General features: G+C 28.4%; 19 protein-coding genes, 1 pseudogene and 1 other annotated feature. Of the genes and pseudogenes, 9 read left to right on the forward strand and 11 right to left on the reverse strand.

All coding sequences use genetic code 11. The features are described from left to right. The first annotated feature begins 201 nt into the window (after positions 1-201). Entirely contained in the window at positions 202-1,581 is a 1,380-nt protein-coding gene (gene murC, locus AC4FQ1_RS09035) for a UDP-N-acetylmuramate--L-alanine ligase (protein WP_303127415.1), read from the forward strand. 30 nt (positions 1,582-1,611) lie between these two features. Here murC and AC4FQ1_RS09040 read toward each other — a convergent pair whose 3' ends face one another. After that, positions 1,612-2,166, reverse strand: coding sequence for a YdcF family protein (locus AC4FQ1_RS09040; protein WP_491169506.1), 555 nt, complete (start codon positions 2,164-2,166; stop codon positions 1,612-1,614). 191 nt (positions 2,167-2,357) lie between these two features. On the opposite strand from AC4FQ1_RS09040, the gene AC4FQ1_RS09045 reads away from it, so the two are divergent. Both AC4FQ1_RS09045 and AC4FQ1_RS09050 read left to right on the forward strand, forming a co-directional pair. Beyond that, positions 2,358-3,176, forward strand: a complete 819-nt coding sequence (locus tag AC4FQ1_RS09045) for a purine-nucleoside phosphorylase (protein WP_491169507.1) — start codon at positions 2,358-2,360, stop codon at positions 3,174-3,176. Between the two features lie 51 nt (positions 3,177-3,227). Next, positions 3,228-4,454 carry a NupC/NupG family nucleoside CNT transporter gene (locus tag AC4FQ1_RS09050; RefSeq protein WP_303127409.1) on the forward strand — a complete coding sequence of 409 codons (1,227 nt, stop codon included), beginning with the start codon at positions 3,228-3,230 and terminating at the stop codon, positions 4,452-4,454. 136 nt (positions 4,455-4,590) lie between these two features. Here AC4FQ1_RS09050 and AC4FQ1_RS09055 read toward each other — a convergent pair whose 3' ends face one another. Continuing rightward, positions 4,591-5,670 (reverse strand): M24 family metallopeptidase, encoded by a 1,080-nt coding sequence (locus AC4FQ1_RS09055; protein ID WP_491169508.1) that lies wholly within the window; start codon positions 5,668-5,670, stop codon positions 4,591-4,593. 150 nt (positions 5,671-5,820) lie between these two features. Between AC4FQ1_RS09055 and AC4FQ1_RS09060 the strand changes: the two genes are divergently transcribed. Further along, entirely contained in the window at positions 5,821-6,519 is a 699-nt protein-coding gene (locus AC4FQ1_RS09060) for a metallophosphoesterase family protein (protein WP_303127405.1), read from the forward strand. 44 nt (positions 6,520-6,563) lie between these two features. Here AC4FQ1_RS09060 and AC4FQ1_RS09065 read toward each other — a convergent pair whose 3' ends face one another. After that, on the reverse strand, positions 6,564-6,980 hold the full coding sequence (locus AC4FQ1_RS09065; protein WP_491169509.1) for a cytochrome b5 domain-containing protein: 417 nt from the start codon (positions 6,978-6,980) through the stop codon (positions 6,564-6,566). A gap of 99 nt (positions 6,981-7,079) precedes the next feature. Further along, positions 7,080-7,339 (forward strand) — a binding site (T-box leader). Positions 7,340-7,403: 64 nt separating this feature from the next. Here AC4FQ1_RS09065 and asnS point away from each other — a divergent pair. After that, positions 7,404-8,798 (forward strand): asparagine--tRNA ligase, encoded by a 1,395-nt coding sequence (gene asnS, locus AC4FQ1_RS09070; protein WP_491169510.1) that lies wholly within the window; start codon positions 7,404-7,406, stop codon positions 8,796-8,798. Positions 8,799-8,895: 97 nt separating this feature from the next. Here the strand turns inward: asnS and AC4FQ1_RS09075 are convergent, their stop codons facing one another. From AC4FQ1_RS09075 to AC4FQ1_RS09085, 3 genes are all read right to left on the reverse strand, one after another. Continuing rightward, complete coding sequence (locus AC4FQ1_RS09075) at positions 8,896-10,368, reverse strand: leucyl aminopeptidase (protein ID WP_491169511.1); 1,473 nt, start codon at positions 10,366-10,368, stop codon at positions 8,896-8,898. Positions 10,369-10,390: 22 nt separating this feature from the next. After that, complete coding sequence (nrdG, locus tag AC4FQ1_RS09080; protein WP_491169512.1) at positions 10,391-10,909, reverse strand: anaerobic ribonucleoside-triphosphate reductase activating protein; 519 nt, start codon at positions 10,907-10,909, stop codon at positions 10,391-10,393. A gap of 172 nt (positions 10,910-11,081) precedes the next feature. Beyond that, positions 11,082-13,199, reverse strand: coding sequence for an anaerobic ribonucleoside triphosphate reductase (locus AC4FQ1_RS09085; RefSeq protein WP_491169513.1), 2,118 nt, complete (start codon positions 13,197-13,199; stop codon positions 11,082-11,084). A gap of 270 nt (positions 13,200-13,469) precedes the next feature. On the opposite strand from AC4FQ1_RS09085, the gene AC4FQ1_RS09090 reads away from it, so the two are divergent. The 4 genes from AC4FQ1_RS09090 (at position 13,470) to AC4FQ1_RS09105 (ending at position 16,223) form a co-directional block, all read left to right on the forward strand. Then, the gene (locus AC4FQ1_RS09090) at positions 13,470-14,507 is read left to right on the forward strand and encodes a DUF3048 domain-containing protein (protein WP_491169514.1); all 1,038 of its coding nucleotides are present in this window, start codon (positions 13,470-13,472) and stop codon (positions 14,505-14,507) included. A gap of 132 nt (positions 14,508-14,639) precedes the next feature. Continuing rightward, positions 14,640-15,485: a DegV family protein gene (locus AC4FQ1_RS09095; protein WP_303127390.1), complete on the forward strand. Its 846-nt coding sequence runs from the start codon at positions 14,640-14,642 to the stop codon at positions 15,483-15,485. A gap of 2 nt (positions 15,486-15,487) precedes the next feature. Next, on the forward strand, positions 15,488-15,940 hold the full coding sequence (locus AC4FQ1_RS09100; RefSeq protein WP_491169515.1) for a PadR family transcriptional regulator: 453 nt from the start codon (positions 15,488-15,490) through the stop codon (positions 15,938-15,940). Positions 15,941-16,019: 79 nt separating this feature from the next. Beyond that, entirely contained in the window at positions 16,020-16,223 is a 204-nt protein-coding gene (locus AC4FQ1_RS09105) for a hypothetical protein (RefSeq protein WP_303127386.1), read from the forward strand. 36 nt (positions 16,224-16,259) lie between these two features. On the opposite strand, the gene AC4FQ1_RS09110 is transcribed toward AC4FQ1_RS09105, so the two are convergent. The 5 genes and pseudogenes from AC4FQ1_RS09110 to AC4FQ1_RS09130 form a co-directional block, all read right to left on the reverse strand. Then, a complete protein-coding gene (locus AC4FQ1_RS09110) occupies positions 16,260-16,448 on the reverse strand; it encodes a ferredoxin (protein WP_303127384.1) in 189 nt (62 codons plus the stop codon). Between the two features lie 35 nt (positions 16,449-16,483). Further along, a pseudogene (locus AC4FQ1_RS09115) lies at positions 16,484-17,236 on the reverse strand (Mrp/NBP35 family ATP-binding protein); the annotation flags it as partial. A gap of 65 nt (positions 17,237-17,301) precedes the next feature. Further along, positions 17,302-18,162 carry a YhfM domain-containing protein gene (locus tag AC4FQ1_RS09120; protein WP_368410141.1) on the reverse strand — a complete coding sequence of 287 codons (861 nt, stop codon included), beginning with the start codon at positions 18,160-18,162 and terminating at the stop codon, positions 17,302-17,304. Further along, positions 18,159-18,917 carry a prolipoprotein diacylglyceryl transferase gene (locus tag AC4FQ1_RS09125; protein ID WP_491149196.1) on the reverse strand — a complete coding sequence of 253 codons (759 nt, stop codon included), beginning with the start codon at positions 18,915-18,917 and terminating at the stop codon, positions 18,159-18,161. Before AC4FQ1_RS09125 ends, AC4FQ1_RS09120 begins: the two co-directional genes overlap by 4 nt. A 116-nt stretch (positions 18,918-19,033) precedes the next feature. Continuing rightward, positions 19,034-20,125 (reverse strand): DUF7922 domain-containing protein, encoded by a 1,092-nt coding sequence (locus AC4FQ1_RS09130; protein WP_491169516.1) that lies wholly within the window; start codon positions 20,123-20,125, stop codon positions 19,034-19,036. Positions 20,126-20,135: the final 10 nt, after the last annotated feature.

Raw genomic sequence — 20,135 nt, forward strand, 5'->3', positions numbered from 1 at the left:
TTTTCCTAGTGCAATACATTTTAATCACTTAATGTAAAATAAATTGAAAATTCTTTTTTAAATTGATATAATTTTTAGTTAATTTTTGTGTTCATTTAATTAAAAATGTATATAATTATAAATGGTTATAAAATAAAAAATTAATTTTTAAAACATTAAACTTATATAATCATAAAATAAATAAAAAAAGGGGTTGATTTCATGTCATTTGATTTTTTAAAAGATACCAATAAAAAGGTTCACTTTATAGGAATTGGCGGTATAAGTATGAGTGGTCTTGCTGCTGTACTTTTAAATAATGGATTTAAAGTTTCAGGTTCCGATTCTAAAGAATCAGAAATAACTAATAGCTTAAAAGAAAAAGGTGCTGAAATTTATATAGGGCATAAAAAGGATAATATAAAAGATGTTGACTTAGTTGTTTATACGGCTGCAATTCCACAAGATAATCCTGAAATAATTAAAGCCAAAGAAGATAATATACACCTTATGGATAGAGCAGAATTTTTAGGTCTTATAATGAAAGGTCATAAATATAATGTTGCAGTCGCAGGTACACACGGTAAAACTACATGTACTTCTATGATTACAAATATAACTCTTAAAGCAAATTTAGATCCAACTATACTTGTAGGTGGTGAACTTGATGTAATAGGCGGTAATTACAGAATAGGAAGTAGTGAATATTTTGTTACAGAAGCATGTGAATATAAAGAATCATTTTTAAAATTTTTCCCATACATAGGAATAATCTTAAATATAGATGCTGATCATTTAGATTATTATAGAGATTTAAATCATATAACTGAAACATTTAAAAAATTCTCAACATTAATTCCTACAGATGGTTACTTAATAGGTTATGGTGAAGACCCTAATGTTGCTAAAATTTTAAAAGAAGCTAATTGCAATACTATAAGCTATGGATTTAAGGATACTAATGTAACTGCAACAAATATAAAATATGATAATAGAGGTTGTGCATCTTTCACTGTTTGTAAAGATGGAGAAGATTTATTTGATTTACAATTAAATATGCCAGGTAAACACAACATCTTAAATGCATTATCAAGTGCATGTGTAGGACTTATTTTTAATCTACCTTATGATGATATAATAGATGGATTAAAAGAGTGCAAGGGTGCTCATAAAAGATTTGAATACAAAGGGGAATTAAATGGAGTTACAGTTATAGATGATTATGCTCATCATCCAGTTGAGATAAAAGCAACTTTAAGTACTGCTAAAAAAATTCCTCACAATAAAACAATATGTGTATTCCAACCACATACTTATACTAGAACAAAAACATTATTTGATGAATTTACTACAGCATTTAATGATGCTGATGAATTAGTATTAATGGATATATATGCTGCTAGAGAAAAAGATACTGGTCTTGTTTCATCTGACGAATTAGGTGATGCAATAAGAAAAACAGGTGTTAAATGTACTAATGTACACTCTCATGATGAAGCTGTTGAATATGTAAAAAATAATATAAATCCTGGAGATATGCTTTTAACAGTAGGTGCTGGTGATGTTGTTATAGTTGGAGAAAAATTTTTAAATAATAAATAAAATTTTTAAAAAGGTGGTTATACCACCTTTTTATTCATATACAATAATAAAATCTTTTATATAAGCTATTACTTCCCTTAAAATCGCCTTAACTTCATATTTATTGAACTTTTTAACAGGCCATGTTGCAAATGAACAATCTAACTTAATTCTTTTAGCTATCATCTTTATTCTAGCAATATGATAATAATCCGAAACAATTACAGCTTTTTTAAACCCTTTATTATTCATTATATTCTTAGAAAATTTTAAATTTTGATATGTGTTTTTTGCCTTTTCCTCTATAAATATATTATTATCATCAATACCTAAATTAACCAAAAAATTTTTCATTCCTAAAGCTTCACTTATATCTCCTTTTCCTTTTCCTGTAACAATAAAATATTTTGCGATTCCTTCATTGTATAATTCAATAGATTTTTTTAACCTTTGATTCATAAAAATACTATTTAAATTACAACCTAAAATAACTATAACATCACTCTTTTCCACTTTACATAAATGTGGTGCAATAATTATTTTTAAGGTTATCGTGAAAATGATTACTAAATTTATTAATATAGTACTTATAATCTTCACCACCACAAATTAGTATATACTATTATATTTATTCAAGTATACTTTTGGTGATTTGCCAAAAATTTTATTTTTTCTTTTATTAAATTTTTTGCTTTTTATATTTTAATTTAATTAATTTTATTCTATAATCTATATGGTAGACTTGTTTCTATGCTCTTTTTAAATTTTACAATAATACAACTAGTAGAGGTGATTAAATGGATTTATCAAACACTTTAAAGACTACTTCAGAATATATACTTTCTAAAAGTAAATATAAACCTGAAATTGGTCTTATTCTAGGATCAGGTTTGGGATCTTTAGCTGACTTAATTGAAGAACCTGAATTTTATCCATATGAAACATTACCTAATTTCCCTGTATCTACTGTAGAAGGTCATAAAGGTCGTCTAGTTATAGGAAAATTAGAAGGAAAAATTGTAATTGCTATGCAAGGAAGATTTCATTATTATGAAGGTTATAAAATGACGGATGTAACTTTTCCTGTTAGAGTAATGAAGCTTTTAGGCGTAGACAAGTTAATCGTTACCAATGCCGCAGGTGCTGTAAATACAAATTTTAAACCTGGGGATTTAATGATAATTAATGATCACATTAATCTTTCCGGAAGCAATCCTTTAATTGGTAAAAATTTAGATGAATTCGGACCAAGATTTCCTGATATGTCAACAGCTTATAATCCAGAGCTTATAAATCTTGCAAAAAATATCGCTAAGGATTTAAATATTGACATAAAAGAAGGCGTTTACACTATGTTTAGCGGGCCAACTTACGAAACTCCAGCTGAAATTAGAATGGTTAGAATTTTAGGTGGTGATGCAGTAGGTATGTCAACGATACCAGAGGTTATTGTTGCCAATCATTCCGGAATAAAAGTATTGGGCATATCTTGTTTAACAAATATGGCTGCTGGAATACTAAAACAACCACTTAATCATGAAGAAGTTATAGAAACTTCAAATAAAGCTAAAAATAGTTTTATAACTCTAACTAAAGAAATAATTAAAAATCTATAAAGAACAGTCTTAAGTCTATAAGTAAAAATTATATACAAAGGAGAAAGAACATTGAGTAGATTTATTGGATTAATCGGAATCATAGTAATTTTAGGAATAGCTACGCTGTTCTCAGACAACAGAAAGAAAATCAATTGGCGTTTAGTTGGTATAGGGTTAGCACTTCAAGTTGTATTTGCCCTAATTATATTAAAGATCCCAGCTGGTAGAGCTTTCTTCGATTTTTGTAGTAAAGCAATAACAAAATTACTTGACTTTACTCTTGAAGGTTCAAAGTTCTTATTTGGTAACTTAATGAATCAAGATACTTTTGGAATGATTTTCGCATTACAAGTTCTTCCAACAATTATCTTCTTCTCAGCTTTAATGGGAATACTTTATTACTTAGGAATTATGCAATTCATAGTTAAAATTATCGCTAAAGGTCTTTGTAAATTACTTGGAACATCAGGCGCTGAAACATTAAGTGCTGTTGGAAACATATTCTTAGGACAAACAGAAGCTCCACTTTTAGTAAAACCTTTTATAAAAGATATGACTAAATCAGAGCTTATGGCTATAATGGTCGGTGGTATGGCTACTGTTGCTGGTGGAGTTATGGCTGGATATGTGGCAATGGGAATTAATGCAGGTGACTTACTTGCTGGTAGTATAATGGCTGCTCCTGCTGGACTTATCTTAGCTAAAATTCTTGTACCTGAAACAGAAGAACCAAAAACAAAAGGTACTACTGATGTAAAAGTAGAACAAACAGCATCAAATGTTGTTGAAGCTGCTGCAAATGGAGCTAGTGAAGGTTTAGGTCTTGCCCTTAACGTTGCTGCTATGCTTCTTGCATTCGTTGCACTTATAGCTTTACTTAACTACATATTAGCTGCAATTGGCGGACTATTTGGATTCCCAACACTTAGCTTCCAATGGATATTAGGTAAAATATTCTCACCATTAACATTTGTAATGGGTATACCTACTGTTGATTTAGGAACTGCTGGTAGTTTACTTGGTCAAAAAGTTATGATTAACGAATTCGTTGCATACTCAGAAATGTCTAAATATGTAGCTGCTGGAACTTTACAACCAAAAACAGTTCTTATATTAACTTATGCACTATGTGGATTTGCTAACATAAGTTCAGTTGCTATCCAAATTGGTGGTATAGGTGCTTTAGCTCCAGATAGAAAAGGTTTAATTGCAAAACTTGGATTTAAAGCATTACTAGGAGGAGCTCTTGCAACTTGTTTAACAGGAACAATAGCTGGAGTTTTATTCTCAGTTTAGTAAAATAAACTTATAAATACAAAAAGAGTACTTTTTTAAAAGTACTCTTTTTATTTACACTATAATAAAAATTAAAATATATCGTAGTAAATACTATAAAATAACTTGATTATTAATTGTTTTTAAAATATATTTATTATTTTATTACAGTTAATTCTTTAGTTACTTTATTCAATCTTTCATGACCATCTTCAGTAACTAATACTAAATCTTCTATTCTAACACCAATATCTCCACTTAAATAAATTCCTGGTTCTACTGAAAATATCATTCCAGGTTTTACTTCATTATTATTTGCAGCACTTACATCACCAAAATCATGGCAATCTATACCAATACAATGACCTGTTCTATGTGTAAAATATTCTCCATATCCCATTTCCTCAATATAACTTCTTGCTGCATTATCTATTTCTTTAAACTTAACTCCTGGCTTTATTATAGCTATAGCTCTTTCATTAGCTTCTTTTACTATGTTGTATATCTTTTTATGTTCTTCTGAAGGCTCTTCTTTAAAGAATACAGTTCTTGTCATATCTGAACAATAATCTTTATAAACTCCTCCCATATCAATAACTATACTATGACCACTTTTTATAGCTGAATTATCTGTTTCATGATGTGGATCTGCTCCGTTTGGTGATACCGCTATAATTGGAGGAAATGAAAATTTATTCATTCCATTTTTAGCATATAAATCTTTTAATATTTCAGTACATTCTTCTTCAGTTTTTCCTTCTTCTAAATGCTTCCACAGCTCCTTCATTGTTTCATCATTTCTTCTTGAAGCTTCTTTCATTAATTCTATTTCTTCTGCATCTTTTATCATTCTTAAATTATCAATTATTGGTGATGAATTTTCATAATTTTTAGCCGCATTAATTTTCATAAGACTTAATAAAAAATGTGCTGGCCAAGTTTTATCAATTCCTAAAACCGTCTCTTTATCAACATACTTAGCTAATATTTCAACTGGATTTTCTATATCATCATACCAAACTATATCAATTCCTAAATCTTCTTCTACAGGGAATAACTTATTATTTACTAATTTATGTTCTCCATTAGTTTTAATAAGTAAAGCTACCATTCTATTTCCTGGATGGAACCACTTTCCTGTTAAATAAAAAAGTGATGATGGTGATGAAACTATCATTTGTGTTAAATTATTTTTTTGCATTTCTTTTATAACATTATTTATTCTGTTCTCTTTCATTCTTATCCCTCCGTATTGTTTTATATTACTATTATAATATACTAATATGAATAAAGTTCAAATAATTACAATTCTTTAAGTATTATTTAATATTTATATTATTTTCTAAGTGATATAATATTATTGAGAAATTTTTAGGAGGCTAGCTTTATGAAAATAGCAGTTATTTCAGATATACATGGCAATATTTATGCACTAATGAGAGCTTTAGAAGATATAGAAGATAATAAGGTTGATACTATAATTTGCTTAGGTGACCTAGTTGGATATGGTCCTCACCCAAATGAAGTTATATCAATGATAAAAAGAAGAAATATTCTTTGTTTAAAAGGTAATTACGATGCATCTGTTGTAGATGGAAGTTATACATATATAAGAGAAAACTCTATTAATTCATTTTCACTACCATGGGCCGTGGACGAGCTTAGAGCAGCAAATAAATTTTATTTAAACTCTCTTCCAACCTCTTTAACTTTGGAATTTGAAGATAAGAAAATATTATTCCTTCATGGAAGTCCAAATGCAATAAATGAATACTTACTTGAAGGTAATGATAATACAGCTTCAATTATGGAAAACCTAAAAGAAGATGCCCTAGTATGTGCTCATACACACATACCTTCAATAAAAAAATTTGGAAATAAACTTTTTATAAATGATGGAAGTATAGGAAAACCAAAAATAGGAAGACCAAATCCAACTTATTGCCTAATAGAAGTTGAAAAAAATAAACCTATAAAGGCAGAAATTAAAGAAATTACTTATGAAGTTAAAAGAATAGTAAAAGATATGACTATGCTTAAGTTTCCTGAATCTTTAATAAGATCTTTTGAAACTGGAGCTGAATAATATATCCCCATAATTAATTATACAATTAATTATGGGGTATGTTTTTATTGCTTTAAAACTCCAATAATTCTAAGATTACTTAATATACTTTTATCTCCCTTATGACACTCATAAAAACTTTCTGTTACATCTGTTCCAGCTTTAACTCCAAAATGTCCATTTTCATTAAATCCTGTAACTCCAGTTACATCATATACTGTACCATCTATAGCTACATATGCTAAATTATTATTTTTTCCATTATATTTTGATAATTCACCTAAAGTAAATTCTCTTCTTCTTTTCAAAACAAAATTATTTCTCAAATTTTTTTCTTCCTCTAATAATAAAAATAAATCCTCTGTTATAACCTTTATATTTCTTATAATTTGCTTCCTATCATCATCATTTCTGTAAAATAACATATCTTTTAATTCATTAAGATCTTTATTTTTTTTATTTATAATTTTTTCTAGTAACATAAACAACCTCATATAATTATTGATAAATATATGATAATATATGATAAGTATGTTGCATTTGTTAGAAAAGTATTGTAAAATCAATTTAATATATTTTTTATAAAAACTGTGAAGAGAAGAGTAGACTTAGGATGTAGTATTAGCGAGTAAGGGATGGTGTAAGCCTTATACGAAGCCTATGATTGAAGAACATCTCAGAGTTTCTAACCGAAAGCAAATTGATTTTAAATTGTTAGTAGACTTAGACGGACATCTAGACCGTTAACTTCTAGAAGGGCATAAAATGTGCCTGTAATTTAAGTTGGCTATATTTTATAGCAATTTGGGTGGTACCGCGATAGTATCCTTTCGTCCCATTATTTTGGGATGGAAGGTTTTTTTATTTTATAAATTAATTTTCAAGTTATAGGAGGTAAAATTTAAATGGATAAAAATATTTTAGTTAAATCCCTTTATAGAAATACATCAGAATATTTAAGTAAAGATGTAACTATATCAGGTTGGATAAGAACTTTAAGAGCTTCAAACGCTTTTGGATTTATTGAAATTAACGATGGTTCTTTCTTTAAAAATATTCAAATAGTATTTGATAACAAATTAGAGAACTTTAAAGAAGTTTCAAAACTTCCAATAAGCTCATCATTAAAAATAATCGGAACTTTAGTTGAAACTCCAAATGCTAAACAACCATTTGAAATTCAAGCTAAGGAAATAGTAATTGAAGGTATGTCAGATTCAGACTATCCTCTTCAAAAGAAAAGACATACATTTGAATACTTAAGAACAATCGCTCACTTAAGACCAAGAAGTAATGCTTTTTCAGCTGTATTTAGAGTAAGATCTGTTGCTGCTTATGCAATACATAAGTTCTTCCAAGAAAGAGACTTTGTTTATACAAACACTCCTATCCTTACTGGAAGTGATTGTGAAGGTGCTGGAGAAATGTTTAGAGTTACTACTCTTGACTTAAATGAAACTCCAAAAACTGAAGAAGGTGTTGTTGATTATAGCAAAGATTTCTTTGGAAAAGAAACTAATCTTACAGTTTCAGGACAGTTAAACGCTGAAACATTTGCTTTAGCATTCAGAAATGTTTATACATTCGGACCAACATTTAGAGCTGAAAATTCAAATACAGCAAGACATGCTGCTGAATTCTGGATGGTTGAACCTGAGATATCATTTGCTGACTTAGAAGATGATATGAAACTTGCAGAAGAAATGTTAACTTACGTAATTAAATATGTAATGAAAGAATGTCCTGAAGAAATTGAATTCTTCAATAAATTTATTGATAAGGGATTAGTTGAAAGATTAAACCACGTTGCAAACTCAGATTTTGCTAGAGTTACTTATACTGAAGCAGTAGAGATACTTAAAAGCTGTGGTAAAAAATTCGAATATCCTGTTGAATGGGGAATTGACCTTCAAACAGAACACGAAAGATATTTAACAGAAGAACATTTCAAAAGACCTACATTTGTAACTGATTATCCAAAAGATATTAAAGCATTCTATATGAGAATGAACGATGATAATAAGACAGTTGCAGCTATGGACCTTCTAGTTCCTGGAATAGGAGAAATAATTGGAGGTAGCCAAAGAGAAGAAAGACTTGATATATTAAAAAATAGAATGGCTGAACTTAACTTAGCTGAAGAAGATTACTGGTGGTATCTAGAGCTTAGAAAGTACGGAGAAACTAAGCATGCTGGATTCGGTCTTGGATTTGAAAGATTAATAATGTACATTACTGGTATGTCAAATATCAGAGATGTTATTCCATTCCCAAGAACAACTGGTCAATCAGATTTCTAATTATAAAATAATTTAAGCAATAAGCAATAAAAAATTTAGGGGCTATAAATAGATATAAGCCAGTATCTTTAAAAGATACTGGCCTTTTTTTATTATTTTATTTATTTTCTCTACCTTTTGCAAATTCATATAATGAGTTTACAGGAACTCCTGTACCACCTTTAGCTTTATAAGGCTTTGGTGAATCTGTCCACGCTGTTCCTGCTATATCTAAATGTAAGAATGGTACACCTTCTTCTACAAATTCTTCAACAAATAATCCAGCTGTTATTGTTCCAGCATTTCTGCCACCAATATTTTTTAAATCAGCAATGTCTGATTTTATAAGCTCCTTATATTCATTAAATGTTGGTAATTCCCACACCTTTTCTCCAGTATATTCAGTTACTGTTTTATATTCTTTAAATAAATCATTATCATTAGTTATAGCAGCTGTTGTAGTTTCTCCTAAAGCAACAAGTGCTGCACCTGTAAGAGTTGACATTTCTATAACTTCATTAACCTTTTCTTTTTTACTTATATAAGTAACTGCGTCAGCTAAAGTTAATCTACCTTCTGCATCTGTATTTAAAACTTCTATAGTTTTTCCTGACATACTACCTATAATATCTCCAGGTCTATACGCACATCCTGATATCATATTTTCACAAGCTGCTACTGCTCCTATAACATTCATAGCAAGATTTCTTTTTGCAATAACTGATATAGCACCTATTACAGCAGCTGCTCCACCCATATCTGATTTCATTGTTTCCATTCCATTAGTTGGTTTTAATGAATATCCACCTGTATCAAAAGTTAATCCTTTACCAACAAGTCCTAAAATATCTTTTTTATTGTGTTTATCTCCAAAATACCTCATAACAATAAGCTTTGGTTCTCTAGCTGAACCTTTTGCAACAGACATAAAAGCTTCCATTCCAAATTCTTCAATTTTTTCTTTATCAAAAACTTCAACTTCAAAACCAAATTTATTTCCAAGTATAGTTGCTGCATCAGCTAGTGTTTCTGGATACATTTCATTTGCTGGTTCATTTACTAATTCTCTAGCTATTTTAACTCCATCTGCTATATCTATTCCTTCTTTAACAAATTCATTAGCTTCATTTATTAATGCTTCTTCAACACCAATAATTGATACAGACACTTCTCTATTTTCTTTATCTTTTTTATATTTTATAAATTCATAATCTGAAAGCATTAATGATAATGTAATAGCTTTTATAATTTCTAAAGCATCAAGTTTATTTGTATTAATCATATTAAAAGCTATAGATACATTTTTAAGCTCTTTCATCTTTTTATAGGCTTTTGATATATTTTCTTTAATAGTTTCTAAATTTATATCTTCTTCATTTCCAAGACCTATTAAAATTGTATCTTCAATATTTCCATTGTTCTCGTTTGTTAATATGTAAGTTTCTCCAGATTTTCCTTTAAACTTATCTTTACTATTTAAATTAGATAAAATTTCTTTTAACTTATTATCCTTAATGTCTAAATTACCTTCAAATAAAGGAATTATTCTTCCATCAAAGTTCTCTTTAACATTACTTACAGTTATATTCATATAATACCCCTCCATATTCTTATTATTTCATATATTCTTCTAATAAAATAATTTTACCTTGAGCTAAACTTTTAGGAACATCTATTATTCTTTGATTAGTTGATCCTCTAAATCTAATTCCATCCTCTTTTTTATTTTGATCAAATTTTCCATCTACTAAAACATCTATATTAGTTATAAAATCTTTTAATTCTTTTTTTTCATTCATCTTATTTAAAATATGTTCAAATTTATATCCAGTAAATGACCAAATATTTAAACCATTATTTTTAAACTTTTTTGCCATATATGCAAATTTATCAGCTTGTTCTAAAGGATCGCCTCCACTAAATGTCACTCCTTTAATCATAGGGTTTTCTAAAACATCTTCTATAAGTTCATCCATGTTTTTTTCTTCTCCACCATTAAAATCATGAGTATCAGGATTAAAACACCCTTCACAATTATGTCTACATCCTTGTGCAAAGAAAACTCTTCGTATTCCAGGTCCATTTACTAGGCTTTCATAAGCTATTCCTGCAAGTCTTATATTTTTGCTCATAAGTTCACTCCTCTTATCTATTAATTATATCATTCCAATAATTACTATCAATATAATCAAAAATATTTATTACTTAATTAATTTTATTAATATCTTTATAATACTTTCTTAAATATTATTTGCTAAAAAGGCTACTACAATTACTATTGTAGCAGCCTTAATCTATTTTTAATTAACAATCTTGATAGTGATTAACCCCTGTTCCTGTATGAGTAACTCTATCCTGTCTTTCATGATACTTTCCAGGTCCAAATCTTTCATCTAAACTTAAGTATCCTGTTACTCTAGAAATTCCTTGTATATCTACACTTCCACAATTAGTACATTTTTGCTCGTGATTGTGTAAGTATGTTCCACAATCTTTACAATATCTTATATGGAAGTTAATTCCTAGGTAACTTATATTAGTTTTCTTATATGCATAATCTAATATAGACATTATAGTTTCACCTGATGGACAATCATCAACTTCTAAATAACTTATATGTCCGCCATTACATAGTTTATGATAAGGTGCTTCTATATCTATCTTATCCTTTAAAGATATTGCATAATTAACTGGAACATGGAAACTATTTGTATAATATTCTTTATCAGTTACACCTTTAATAATTCCAAACGCCTTTTGGTCTTGTTTAATGAATTTTCCTGATAAACCTTCAGCTGGTGTTGCATAAGCACTCCAGTTAAGTTTTGTTTCTTCTGCTGTTCTATCACAGAATGATCTTAAATGTTCAATAATTTTAATACCAAGTTGTCTAGCATCTTCATCTTCACCATGATGCTTTCCTACTAATGCAGTTAATGTTTCTGCAAGACCTATAAATCCAATTCCCCAAGTTCCTTGTTTTAATATTGGTTCTATTGAATCATCTGGTAATAAACCTTCTGAACCTTTCATTAAATTTTGACCTGCTACAAAAGGTAAATCTTTAACTTTTAAATGCTTTAATACTTCATATCTATGAAGTAATGATTCTTTAGCTAAATTTAATCTTTCATCAAATATTTTAAAGAATCTATCTATATTACCTTGAGCTTGTATTCCTATTCTAGGTAAATTTATAGTTGTAGGAGCTATATTACCTCTTCCCTTAACACCAGGCTCTCCATTTACATTACTCATAAGATAAGTTCTACATCCCATAGTAGCTGGAGTAATACCCATATCATAATATTTTTTATTAAAATCTGCATCTATATTCATAAATGTAGGATTCATTCTTTTAGCCGCAACTCTACAAGCTAACTCATATAAATAGAAATAAGGATCATTTGATTCCCTATTTACGCCTTCTTTAACTCTAAAAATTATGTTAGGGAATATTGGTTGCTCACCTTTTCCTAAACCTTTTTCATACTCTAATAAGAATATTTCACAAATTAAAGCTGCATCTCTTGATTCTGGTATTCCTATATTTATTGAACTAAATGGTACTTGTGAACCAGCTCTTGAATGCATTGTGTTTAAATTATAAACTACCCCTTGCATTGCTTGATGTATTCTATTTTTTAATTTTTTTTCTGCTAGTTCCTCTATTTTTTCCTGAGGTAATCCAAGTTCTTTAAACTCAGATATTATTTCTTCTCTAGTTGGTTTAACAAATATAGACATATCATTATCAAAGTCAGGATGTGATTGACCACCAAACATATCATTTTGAGTTGATTGTAATAATATACATGATAATTCTGCTGCCGTTTCTATTCTTCTTGGTGCATTTATAGTTCCATATCCTGTATTAAATCCATTCTCTAATATCTCTTTAGTTGGAATGTGTAGACAGTTAGTAGTTAAGTTATAACTATCTAAGTCATGATAATAAAGATCTCCAATTTCATGTGCTTTTGATAAATACTTTGGCATATTTGCTAAGTTATGCCATTTATTTGATTCTGATGCTATTCTTAATAATTTAGAACTAAAATTATTACCAACATTAGCATTATCTCTATCTGTTTCAACACCTATTTTACTTATAGCTCTCATAAGGTCTGATTTTATTTCTCTAACCTTAGTTCTCTCTCTTCTATAATTTTGATATGCAATAACAACATTATCTAAGTTTGAATTCTTTAAAGCTTTTTCAACAAGATTTTGAACTTGCTCTACAGATATTCTATTTTCCCCAGACACCTCTATATACTCAATAACTTTTTGAACGATATCTAACGTTTTGCTCGCTTTTAGGTTTACACCTATATCTTCAGCTGCTTTCTTTATAGCATTAACTATCTTCTCTGAATTGAACTCAACCTCTCTACCGTCCCTTTTTACAACATATAGCATCTAAACGACCCCCATAACACAATATATAGTACCAATTTTAGTACTGTCTTATTATACTTCAAAAGATATTCTAGTGCAATCAGCTTTTATTTTAAATTTATTTGATATTTTATCCTTGCTTATTCTTTGCTTATATTAAGTCTAATTATCTCTCTTTTTTATTTTATTTTTTTATTTTTATTAAGAAAAATATTTTTTTAAATTAAAGTAATCATTTTCTATAAAACATTATATATATTAAGTATCATTAAATAAAAAAAGGAGATAAATATGAGAAAATTTTTATTAATTTCATTATTTACAATTTTTACATTTACTTCTGTAATGTCTTGTAAAGTTGAAGAACAAAAAAATTCATCAAATAATCAAAGTGAAATTTTAGATGAATCAAAAACTACATCTTCAAATAATATAGAACAAACTAAAAAATTTTATTATCCCTTTACAGGTGTAGAATCATCAGAAGATCCTCAAAATAAAGTTCCTTATATGGCAGTTGTTGAAAATTCTAAAGCTTCAAGGCCTCAAAGTGGACTCTCCTTTGCAGATATTGTCTATGAAACCTCAGCAGAAGGTGGAATTCCTAGATTTATTGCCTTATATCATAGTAAAACTTCAGAAAAAATAGGACCTATAAGAAGTATACGCCCTTATTTTTTAACACTATCAAAAGAATATTCATTACCTATTGCTCATTGTGGTGGTTCAAAGGAAGCTTTATCACAAGTTGAAAATGATGATTCTTTAATGAGTTTAAATGAAATGAAAAATGGAAAATATTATTATAGGGATAATTCTAGAAAAGCACCACATAATCTTTATACATCAAGTGAAAAAATATTAACTGCCATAAAAGATAAGAAATATAACTTAACTGCAAAATCTTATTTAAAATTTGATTCTAGCTATTTTAATAAAGATAATTTAAAAACAAGCTCAAATATAACTGTAAAACCAAATAACGTTTATGAAACTAAATATGTTTTCGAAAATGGTTCTTATACTAAATATATGGATGGTAAAATTGCAATTGATGCTATAACTAATAAACCCTTAACATTCAATAACATAATAGTTCAAAAAGCCGACATCACTCTTCAAACAGATAATTCTCATTTAAATATAAATTTAATTAATGATGGTGAAGGTTATTTATTTTCTAATGGTAAAGTTATAAATATATTATGGTCTAAAGATTCAGAGACAAGTGATACTATGCTTTTTGATATAGAAGGTAATGAAATTAGCTTATCTCCTGGTAATACAATATGGAATATAGTAGATTCAGATTCTTCTATTTCTTACTAATTTTTTTATAAAAGAAATTATTTTAATAATAATTTCTTTTATATTGCTAAACTATATCAGTAATGATATAGTTTATATTATCAGTAGTGATAAAGTTTACTTGCTTTAATCATTTTAATAGGAGGTATTTATATGCAAAAAATTGCCATTTTAACTGATAGTGGATCAGATTTAACTACAGAACAATTAAAAGAAAATAACATAGAGTTTGCACCATTTAGAATAATATATTCTAATGGAGAATTTGAAGATAAAATAGATATAAGTCCAAAAGAGGTTTATGAATCATTAGAAAAAGAAATTCCTACAACTTCTTTACCAAGTGCTTCTAGAATAGAAAATATTCTTAATAAATTAGAAGAAGAAGGTTACACTCATGTAATTGCAGTTACAATCTCAAGTGGGCTTTCAGGTACAGGTAATGCTATAAGATTAGCACTTGAAGATCACCCTAAATTAACATCTTATGTTTTTGATACTAAAATTCTTAGTATGGCTGAAGGTGCATTAGTATTAAATGCCGCTCAATTAGTTAAAGAAGGTAAAACTTTTGAAGAAATAATTGAGGAACTTCCAAAACTTCGTAAGAAAACTCATGGATACTTTACTATAAACACATTAGAATACTTAAAAAAAGGTGGAAGAATAGGAAAAGTAGCAGGTACTATCGGAGAAATCTTAAATTTAAAACCTATAATATCAGTTAATGATGAAGGTGTTTATTATACATTTGCTAAAGTTCGTGGTAGAAAGCAATCTATGAACAAATTAGTAAAAATAGCAAAAGAACACCTTGAAAAGGGTAAAAGCAAAGTTTGGGTTCTATGTGGTGGTTCATCTGATGAAGAATTTAATGCTTTATATGATGCTATCTCAAAACTTGATAATATAGAATCTATCGCGCCAGCTACAATAGGACCTTCTCTTGGAGTTCATACTGGTCCTGGTTTACTAGGAGTTGTAGTCCAAGAGGTATAATTATGAGTAATTTAAATTTTTCTGACTCAATGGATATAAAGGCTGAGGAAAAAAGACTCTATGAAGAATATAAAAGAAATATGATGGAACTTAAAAAAGTAAAAAAAGAAAAAGATGCTGTGGGTCAAGTTTTTACAAAAGGTTTATTATCCATTTATGTTCTTCATATATTGAATTCTACACCAGCCACAGGTAGTTATATCTCACATTCAATTGGAGAGCGTACACGAGGAAAATGGATTCCTAGTACAGGTGGAATATATCCAATTCTAAAAGCATTAGAAAAAGACGGTCTTGTAGTTTGGAAATGGGATGATCCTAAAAAGAAATTCAGAAAAATATATTCTTTAACAAATGAAGGAAAGAAAGAATACTTAAGAAAAAAATCTTTGCTTAAATCTAAAATTGAAGAAGCATTAGATGTGTTCAAAATTGTATATAATGATATTTATTAAGGATACTATTAACTTAGTATCCTTTTTGTATATATATTAATAAATACGCTAACACTAATAATAAAAAGGAGGTAGTGTTATGCGAGGTAAAATATTAGATATAAATAATTTAGAGGCATTTATAGAATTAGAAAATGGCACCTTGATTTCACGCCCTTTATGCGAAATAGCTGGTGCATCTATTGGAGATTATATATCTGTATCTTTTGATAACTCATCTTCACCAAGTAATCATAACTTTTCTAATTATATAATAAATCCTCTTATGAATGACTTCTTTTAATAAAAATAGCAAGCTTATATAAGCTTGCTATTTTTATTACTCTACACTAATTGCATTTACTGGACAATTTTCCGCTGCTTCTTTAGCTCCATCTTCATTTTCTTGTGGAACGTCAGGTGAAATTGCAACAGCCTTTCCGTCATCATCCATATCAAATACTTCTGGACATATTGATGGACATAATCCACATCCAATACAAGTATCCTTATCAACATTAGCTTTCATATTAAATTACTCCTCTCATACATAGAGAGTATGTATTAATATAAGCCTTCAAATATTAATGAATATAGAGCATTATCTAATACATACTCCTCAGCTCTTCCTTCTTCTAGAGCTTCTGTAAGTTCTAGATTTATTGGAAGTTCCCCTAAAAGTGGTAAACCAAGGTATTCTGCATGCTCTTCTGCTGACTTTTTACTAAATACTCTTAGCTTTTTGTCACAGCTATCACAAGTTATATAAGCCATATTTTCAACTACACCCTTAATAGGTGTGCCTACTTTCTCAGCCATTTTTACAACCTTTTTAACAATCATTGATACCATATCCTGTGGTGTAGAAACTATTATTAGTTCCTTAACATTGAACTCCTTCATAACTGTAAGCGCTATATCTCCTGTTCCAGGTGGCATATCAATTAGAAGATAATCTAACTCTCCCCACTCTGTATCAAAATACATTTGATTTAAAACTCCAGTTATTACAGGACCTCTCCATATAACAGGATCATCTTCAACTTCTGTTAAAAGATTCATTGACATAACCTTTATTCCACTCTTAGTTGTAGCTGGAATGAACTTTATATTTTGTTCATCTAATGATATTATTTGCGCTCTTTCATTATTTATACCAAAAAATCTTGGCATTGATGGTCCTGTTATATCTGCATCTAAGACTCCAACTTTATAACCTTTTTTTCTAAGCATAGTTGCGGTTATTCCTGTTACAGTAGATTTTCCTACTCCACCTTTTCCACTTATTATCCCTATTACATTTTTTATTTTTCCATACTTTGGCTTTTTACCAAATGGATTCATTGTAGCTTTTTGAGCATTATTCATATGTAAATCCTCCCTTATTTATTTGTTTGACTCCAATTATCAGGCTTTTTACCATCGCTTCCGACTGTAATTTCCCATTTTTTAAATTCATAATGTCCTACAACATAATATTTTTGGTAAGTCTTATCAATCTTATTATCTACAGTTATTAATGTTCTAAACACATCTGTGCTATATCCCATGTTTTGAACAGTTACAACTACATTAAAGTCATTTTGGTTGTTATTATTTATTATTTCAGCCCCCGGTATTACTTTTTGTAAATCCTTTTGGAATTTTTGTAAATCTGTTGAAAATAAATATTTAACACAATCTAAATCACTTAGTATATTAATTCCAACTTTGTGATTACCATCACCTAATGCACCTTTATTCATTTCCATTACTTTCATTATTGTACCATAATATATTGAATTAAAATCTCTAGGTCTTCTTATAAATGATAAATTATTAATTATTGTCTGATCCAAATCTCTTGGTACCTTATAGGCATTATTTGAATCATAAAAGTTTCCTCTCCTACTTTCATTAACACCTACTACATAATAATACTTTTTAACTTTGTCTCCTGTATGAATCTCAAATATGTAATCAGGATCTAATGAACTTTTTTCCGGCTCTGGGTTTCCTGCTGATAATGTTTTGTATATTTCCTCTATTGCCTTCGGATCCGTAACTTCAAATCTAAAACCAGTATCACGACTATTCTCTATGACTATTTCATCAACCTTATTAGTCTTCATATAATCAAAATCATTGTTTCTAAATCCAAGCTTTACTAAAACATTATTTACAGGTGTACATCCAACCATAGTTGTTCCAATAACAACCATAATGCAAAGCATTGCTAATTTTGATATTACCCGTCTATTCACTTATTTTCTCTCCTTTTAAATTTATCTAAATTGTAAATTATAACTCCTAATACAAGAGTAAATATAGCTATAAATTGCGATGTTGAAAACATTAATATATTTCCTCTTGGATCATTTCTAAAAAATTCTATAAAAAATCTTCCAATACTATAAATTATAATATATACAGCAAGTATCCTACCTTTGATTCTTTCTTTTCTGCTATACCATATCAAAAAACCTGCTAATAAAAAATCAAATACGGAACTAAATAATTGAGTTGGTATTAAAGGTATTCCACTAGGTGCTAAAGACCCACTTGGAAACACTACTCCAATTGGAAGTGTTGTTTCTCTTCCATAGCAACATCCAGCCAAAAAACATCCTATTCTTCCAAACCCCTGTGCTAAAGCAACAAAAGGAACAACAAAATCTAATAATTGTATAGAATCAAATCTATTTTTTCTACAATATAAATATAGTCCTAGTGCACCACATATTATAGCTCCATATATTACAAATCCATTACCAAAATTAAATAGAATTGACGGATTATTTATTATGTCCTTAAATTCAGTAATTATAAATAATAACTTTCCTCCTAATATACCTGATATAACTGTTACAATTATTAAATTTAATAACTTATCTTCATCATATCCATACCTTTTTGCTTTTCTTATAAAAAATGTTGATGCTAATATTACACCTATAGCAATCATAAACCCATAACTATAAACCTTAAAATTTAAAATTTCAAAAAGTACTTGTCTCATATTCCCTCCTAAACACCCTATATAACTAATTAGGAGAAGCTTAAGCTTCTCCTAATTATATCTAAATTATAATACTTTCAAATATTACTTGCAAATTATTGTATATTACAAATTTATTACTTAGCTGGAACTACAATTGTTGAATTTTTATAATCATAGAACATTAACCAAAAGCCATATTCATCATTACTTTTTCTCTTACACCATGTAATAAATCCTGATTTTCCTCCATAAGGTTGCTCATCCTTATCTTTTTTACCTGGCACAGCATAAACTAAGTACTTTAAGTTTCCTTTTTTATCACATTTATATCCCATCATAAAATAACCGTATTTTCTGATATATGGATAATAATTAATCATAGGATAATATAAAATAGAATATTTATTATAATCTTTTGAATCACACATATCCTCTATATCATGTACAGGTATCTTATACCATTTAGTATAAGTTAATTCTTTGAATCCATCTTTAACTTCCTCAAAACCTTTAACTAAGTTTTCAAAGAAATCTCCAATGCCACCTCTTAATTTAAAATCATAAGGATCTACATTTTCTATCTCTATACTTCTTTCATAATCTTCAAACTTATTTGTTAATTCTTCCTCATTGTTTTTATGTTCAGCTTTAATATTTTCTACTTCTTCTTTAACAACTTCTTCTTTATTTTGATTTATATCTAAGTTCTCTTTTATATCAGTATGCTTTTCTTCAACTTCTGGTTCAATAACCTCTCTTTTTATATACTCTCTTGATTTAGGTTTAAGTCCATCATAATCACATTTTACTACTTTGCATTTCTTCCAGTTGTCATCTAACTTTTCTCCGCTCATAAATCCATACATAGTAAAATCTAATCCATCTGATTTCTTTTTACATATACCAGCTCCTGATATTTTATCATAATGCATATTTAATCCTGCTATATTATCAGAATTATATTCTATACACGCCTCACCTTTTCCAGAATCACTAACCTTTAGTTTACCAATATCCACTATTTGCTTTAAATCTTTTTTATAACAAATAAGTACTATAGTATAATCATCTTCTTTTTTTAAGTTTTGTGTGTAAAATGTTATTTTGCACTTATCCCCTTTTGATTCTATTTTTGCATATCCTGACAGTGCCTTATCTGAAGAACTCTTACTTCTTTCATCTTCTTGTAGAATTATAAAATTTCTATATAATTTACTATGTGCCAATTTCCCCATT

It is taken from the genome of Clostridium sp. TJA020, assembly GCF_058310295.1.

Coding starts and splice junctions, on each gene's coding strand:
- AC4FQ1_RS09055 (WP_491169508.1), bottom strand. CDS start 5,670: ATGAAAGAGAACAGAATAAATAATGTTATAAAAGAAATGCAAAAAAAT.
- AC4FQ1_RS09125 (WP_491149196.1), bottom strand. CDS start 18,917: ATGAGACAAGTACTTTTTGAAATTTTAAATTTTAAGGTTTATAGTTAT.
- AC4FQ1_RS09075 (WP_491169511.1), bottom strand. CDS start 10,368: ATGAATATAACTGTAAGTAATGTTAAAGAGAACTTTGATGGAAGAATA.
- AC4FQ1_RS09090 (WP_491169514.1), top strand. CDS start 13,470: ATGAGAAAATTTTTATTAATTTCATTATTTACAATTTTTACATTTACT.
- AC4FQ1_RS09085 (WP_491169513.1), bottom strand. CDS start 13,199: ATGCTATATGTTGTAAAAAGGGACGGTAGAGAGGTTGAGTTCAATTCA.
- nrdG (WP_491169512.1), bottom strand. CDS start 10,909: ATGAGCAAAAATATAAGACTTGCAGGAATAGCTTATGAAAGCCTAGTA.
- AC4FQ1_RS09095 (WP_303127390.1), top strand. CDS start 14,640: ATGCAAAAAATTGCCATTTTAACTGATAGTGGATCAGATTTAACTACA.
- AC4FQ1_RS09045 (WP_491169507.1), top strand. CDS start 2,358: ATGGATTTATCAAACACTTTAAAGACTACTTCAGAATATATACTTTCT.
- AC4FQ1_RS09100 (WP_491169515.1), top strand. CDS start 15,488: ATGAGTAATTTAAATTTTTCTGACTCAATGGATATAAAGGCTGAGGAA.
- AC4FQ1_RS09060 (WP_303127405.1), top strand. CDS start 5,821: ATGAAAATAGCAGTTATTTCAGATATACATGGCAATATTTATGCACTA.
- asnS (WP_491169510.1), top strand. CDS start 7,404: ATGGATAAAAATATTTTAGTTAAATCCCTTTATAGAAATACATCAGAA.
- AC4FQ1_RS09110 (WP_303127384.1), bottom strand. CDS start 16,448: ATGAAAGCTAATGTTGATAAGGATACTTGTATTGGATGTGGATTATGT.
- murC (WP_303127415.1), top strand. CDS start 202: ATGTCATTTGATTTTTTAAAAGATACCAATAAAAAGGTTCACTTTATA.
- AC4FQ1_RS09065 (WP_491169509.1), bottom strand. CDS start 6,980: ATGTTACTAGAAAAAATTATAAATAAAAAAAATAAAGATCTTAATGAA.
- AC4FQ1_RS09105 (WP_303127386.1), top strand. CDS start 16,020: ATGCGAGGTAAAATATTAGATATAAATAATTTAGAGGCATTTATAGAA.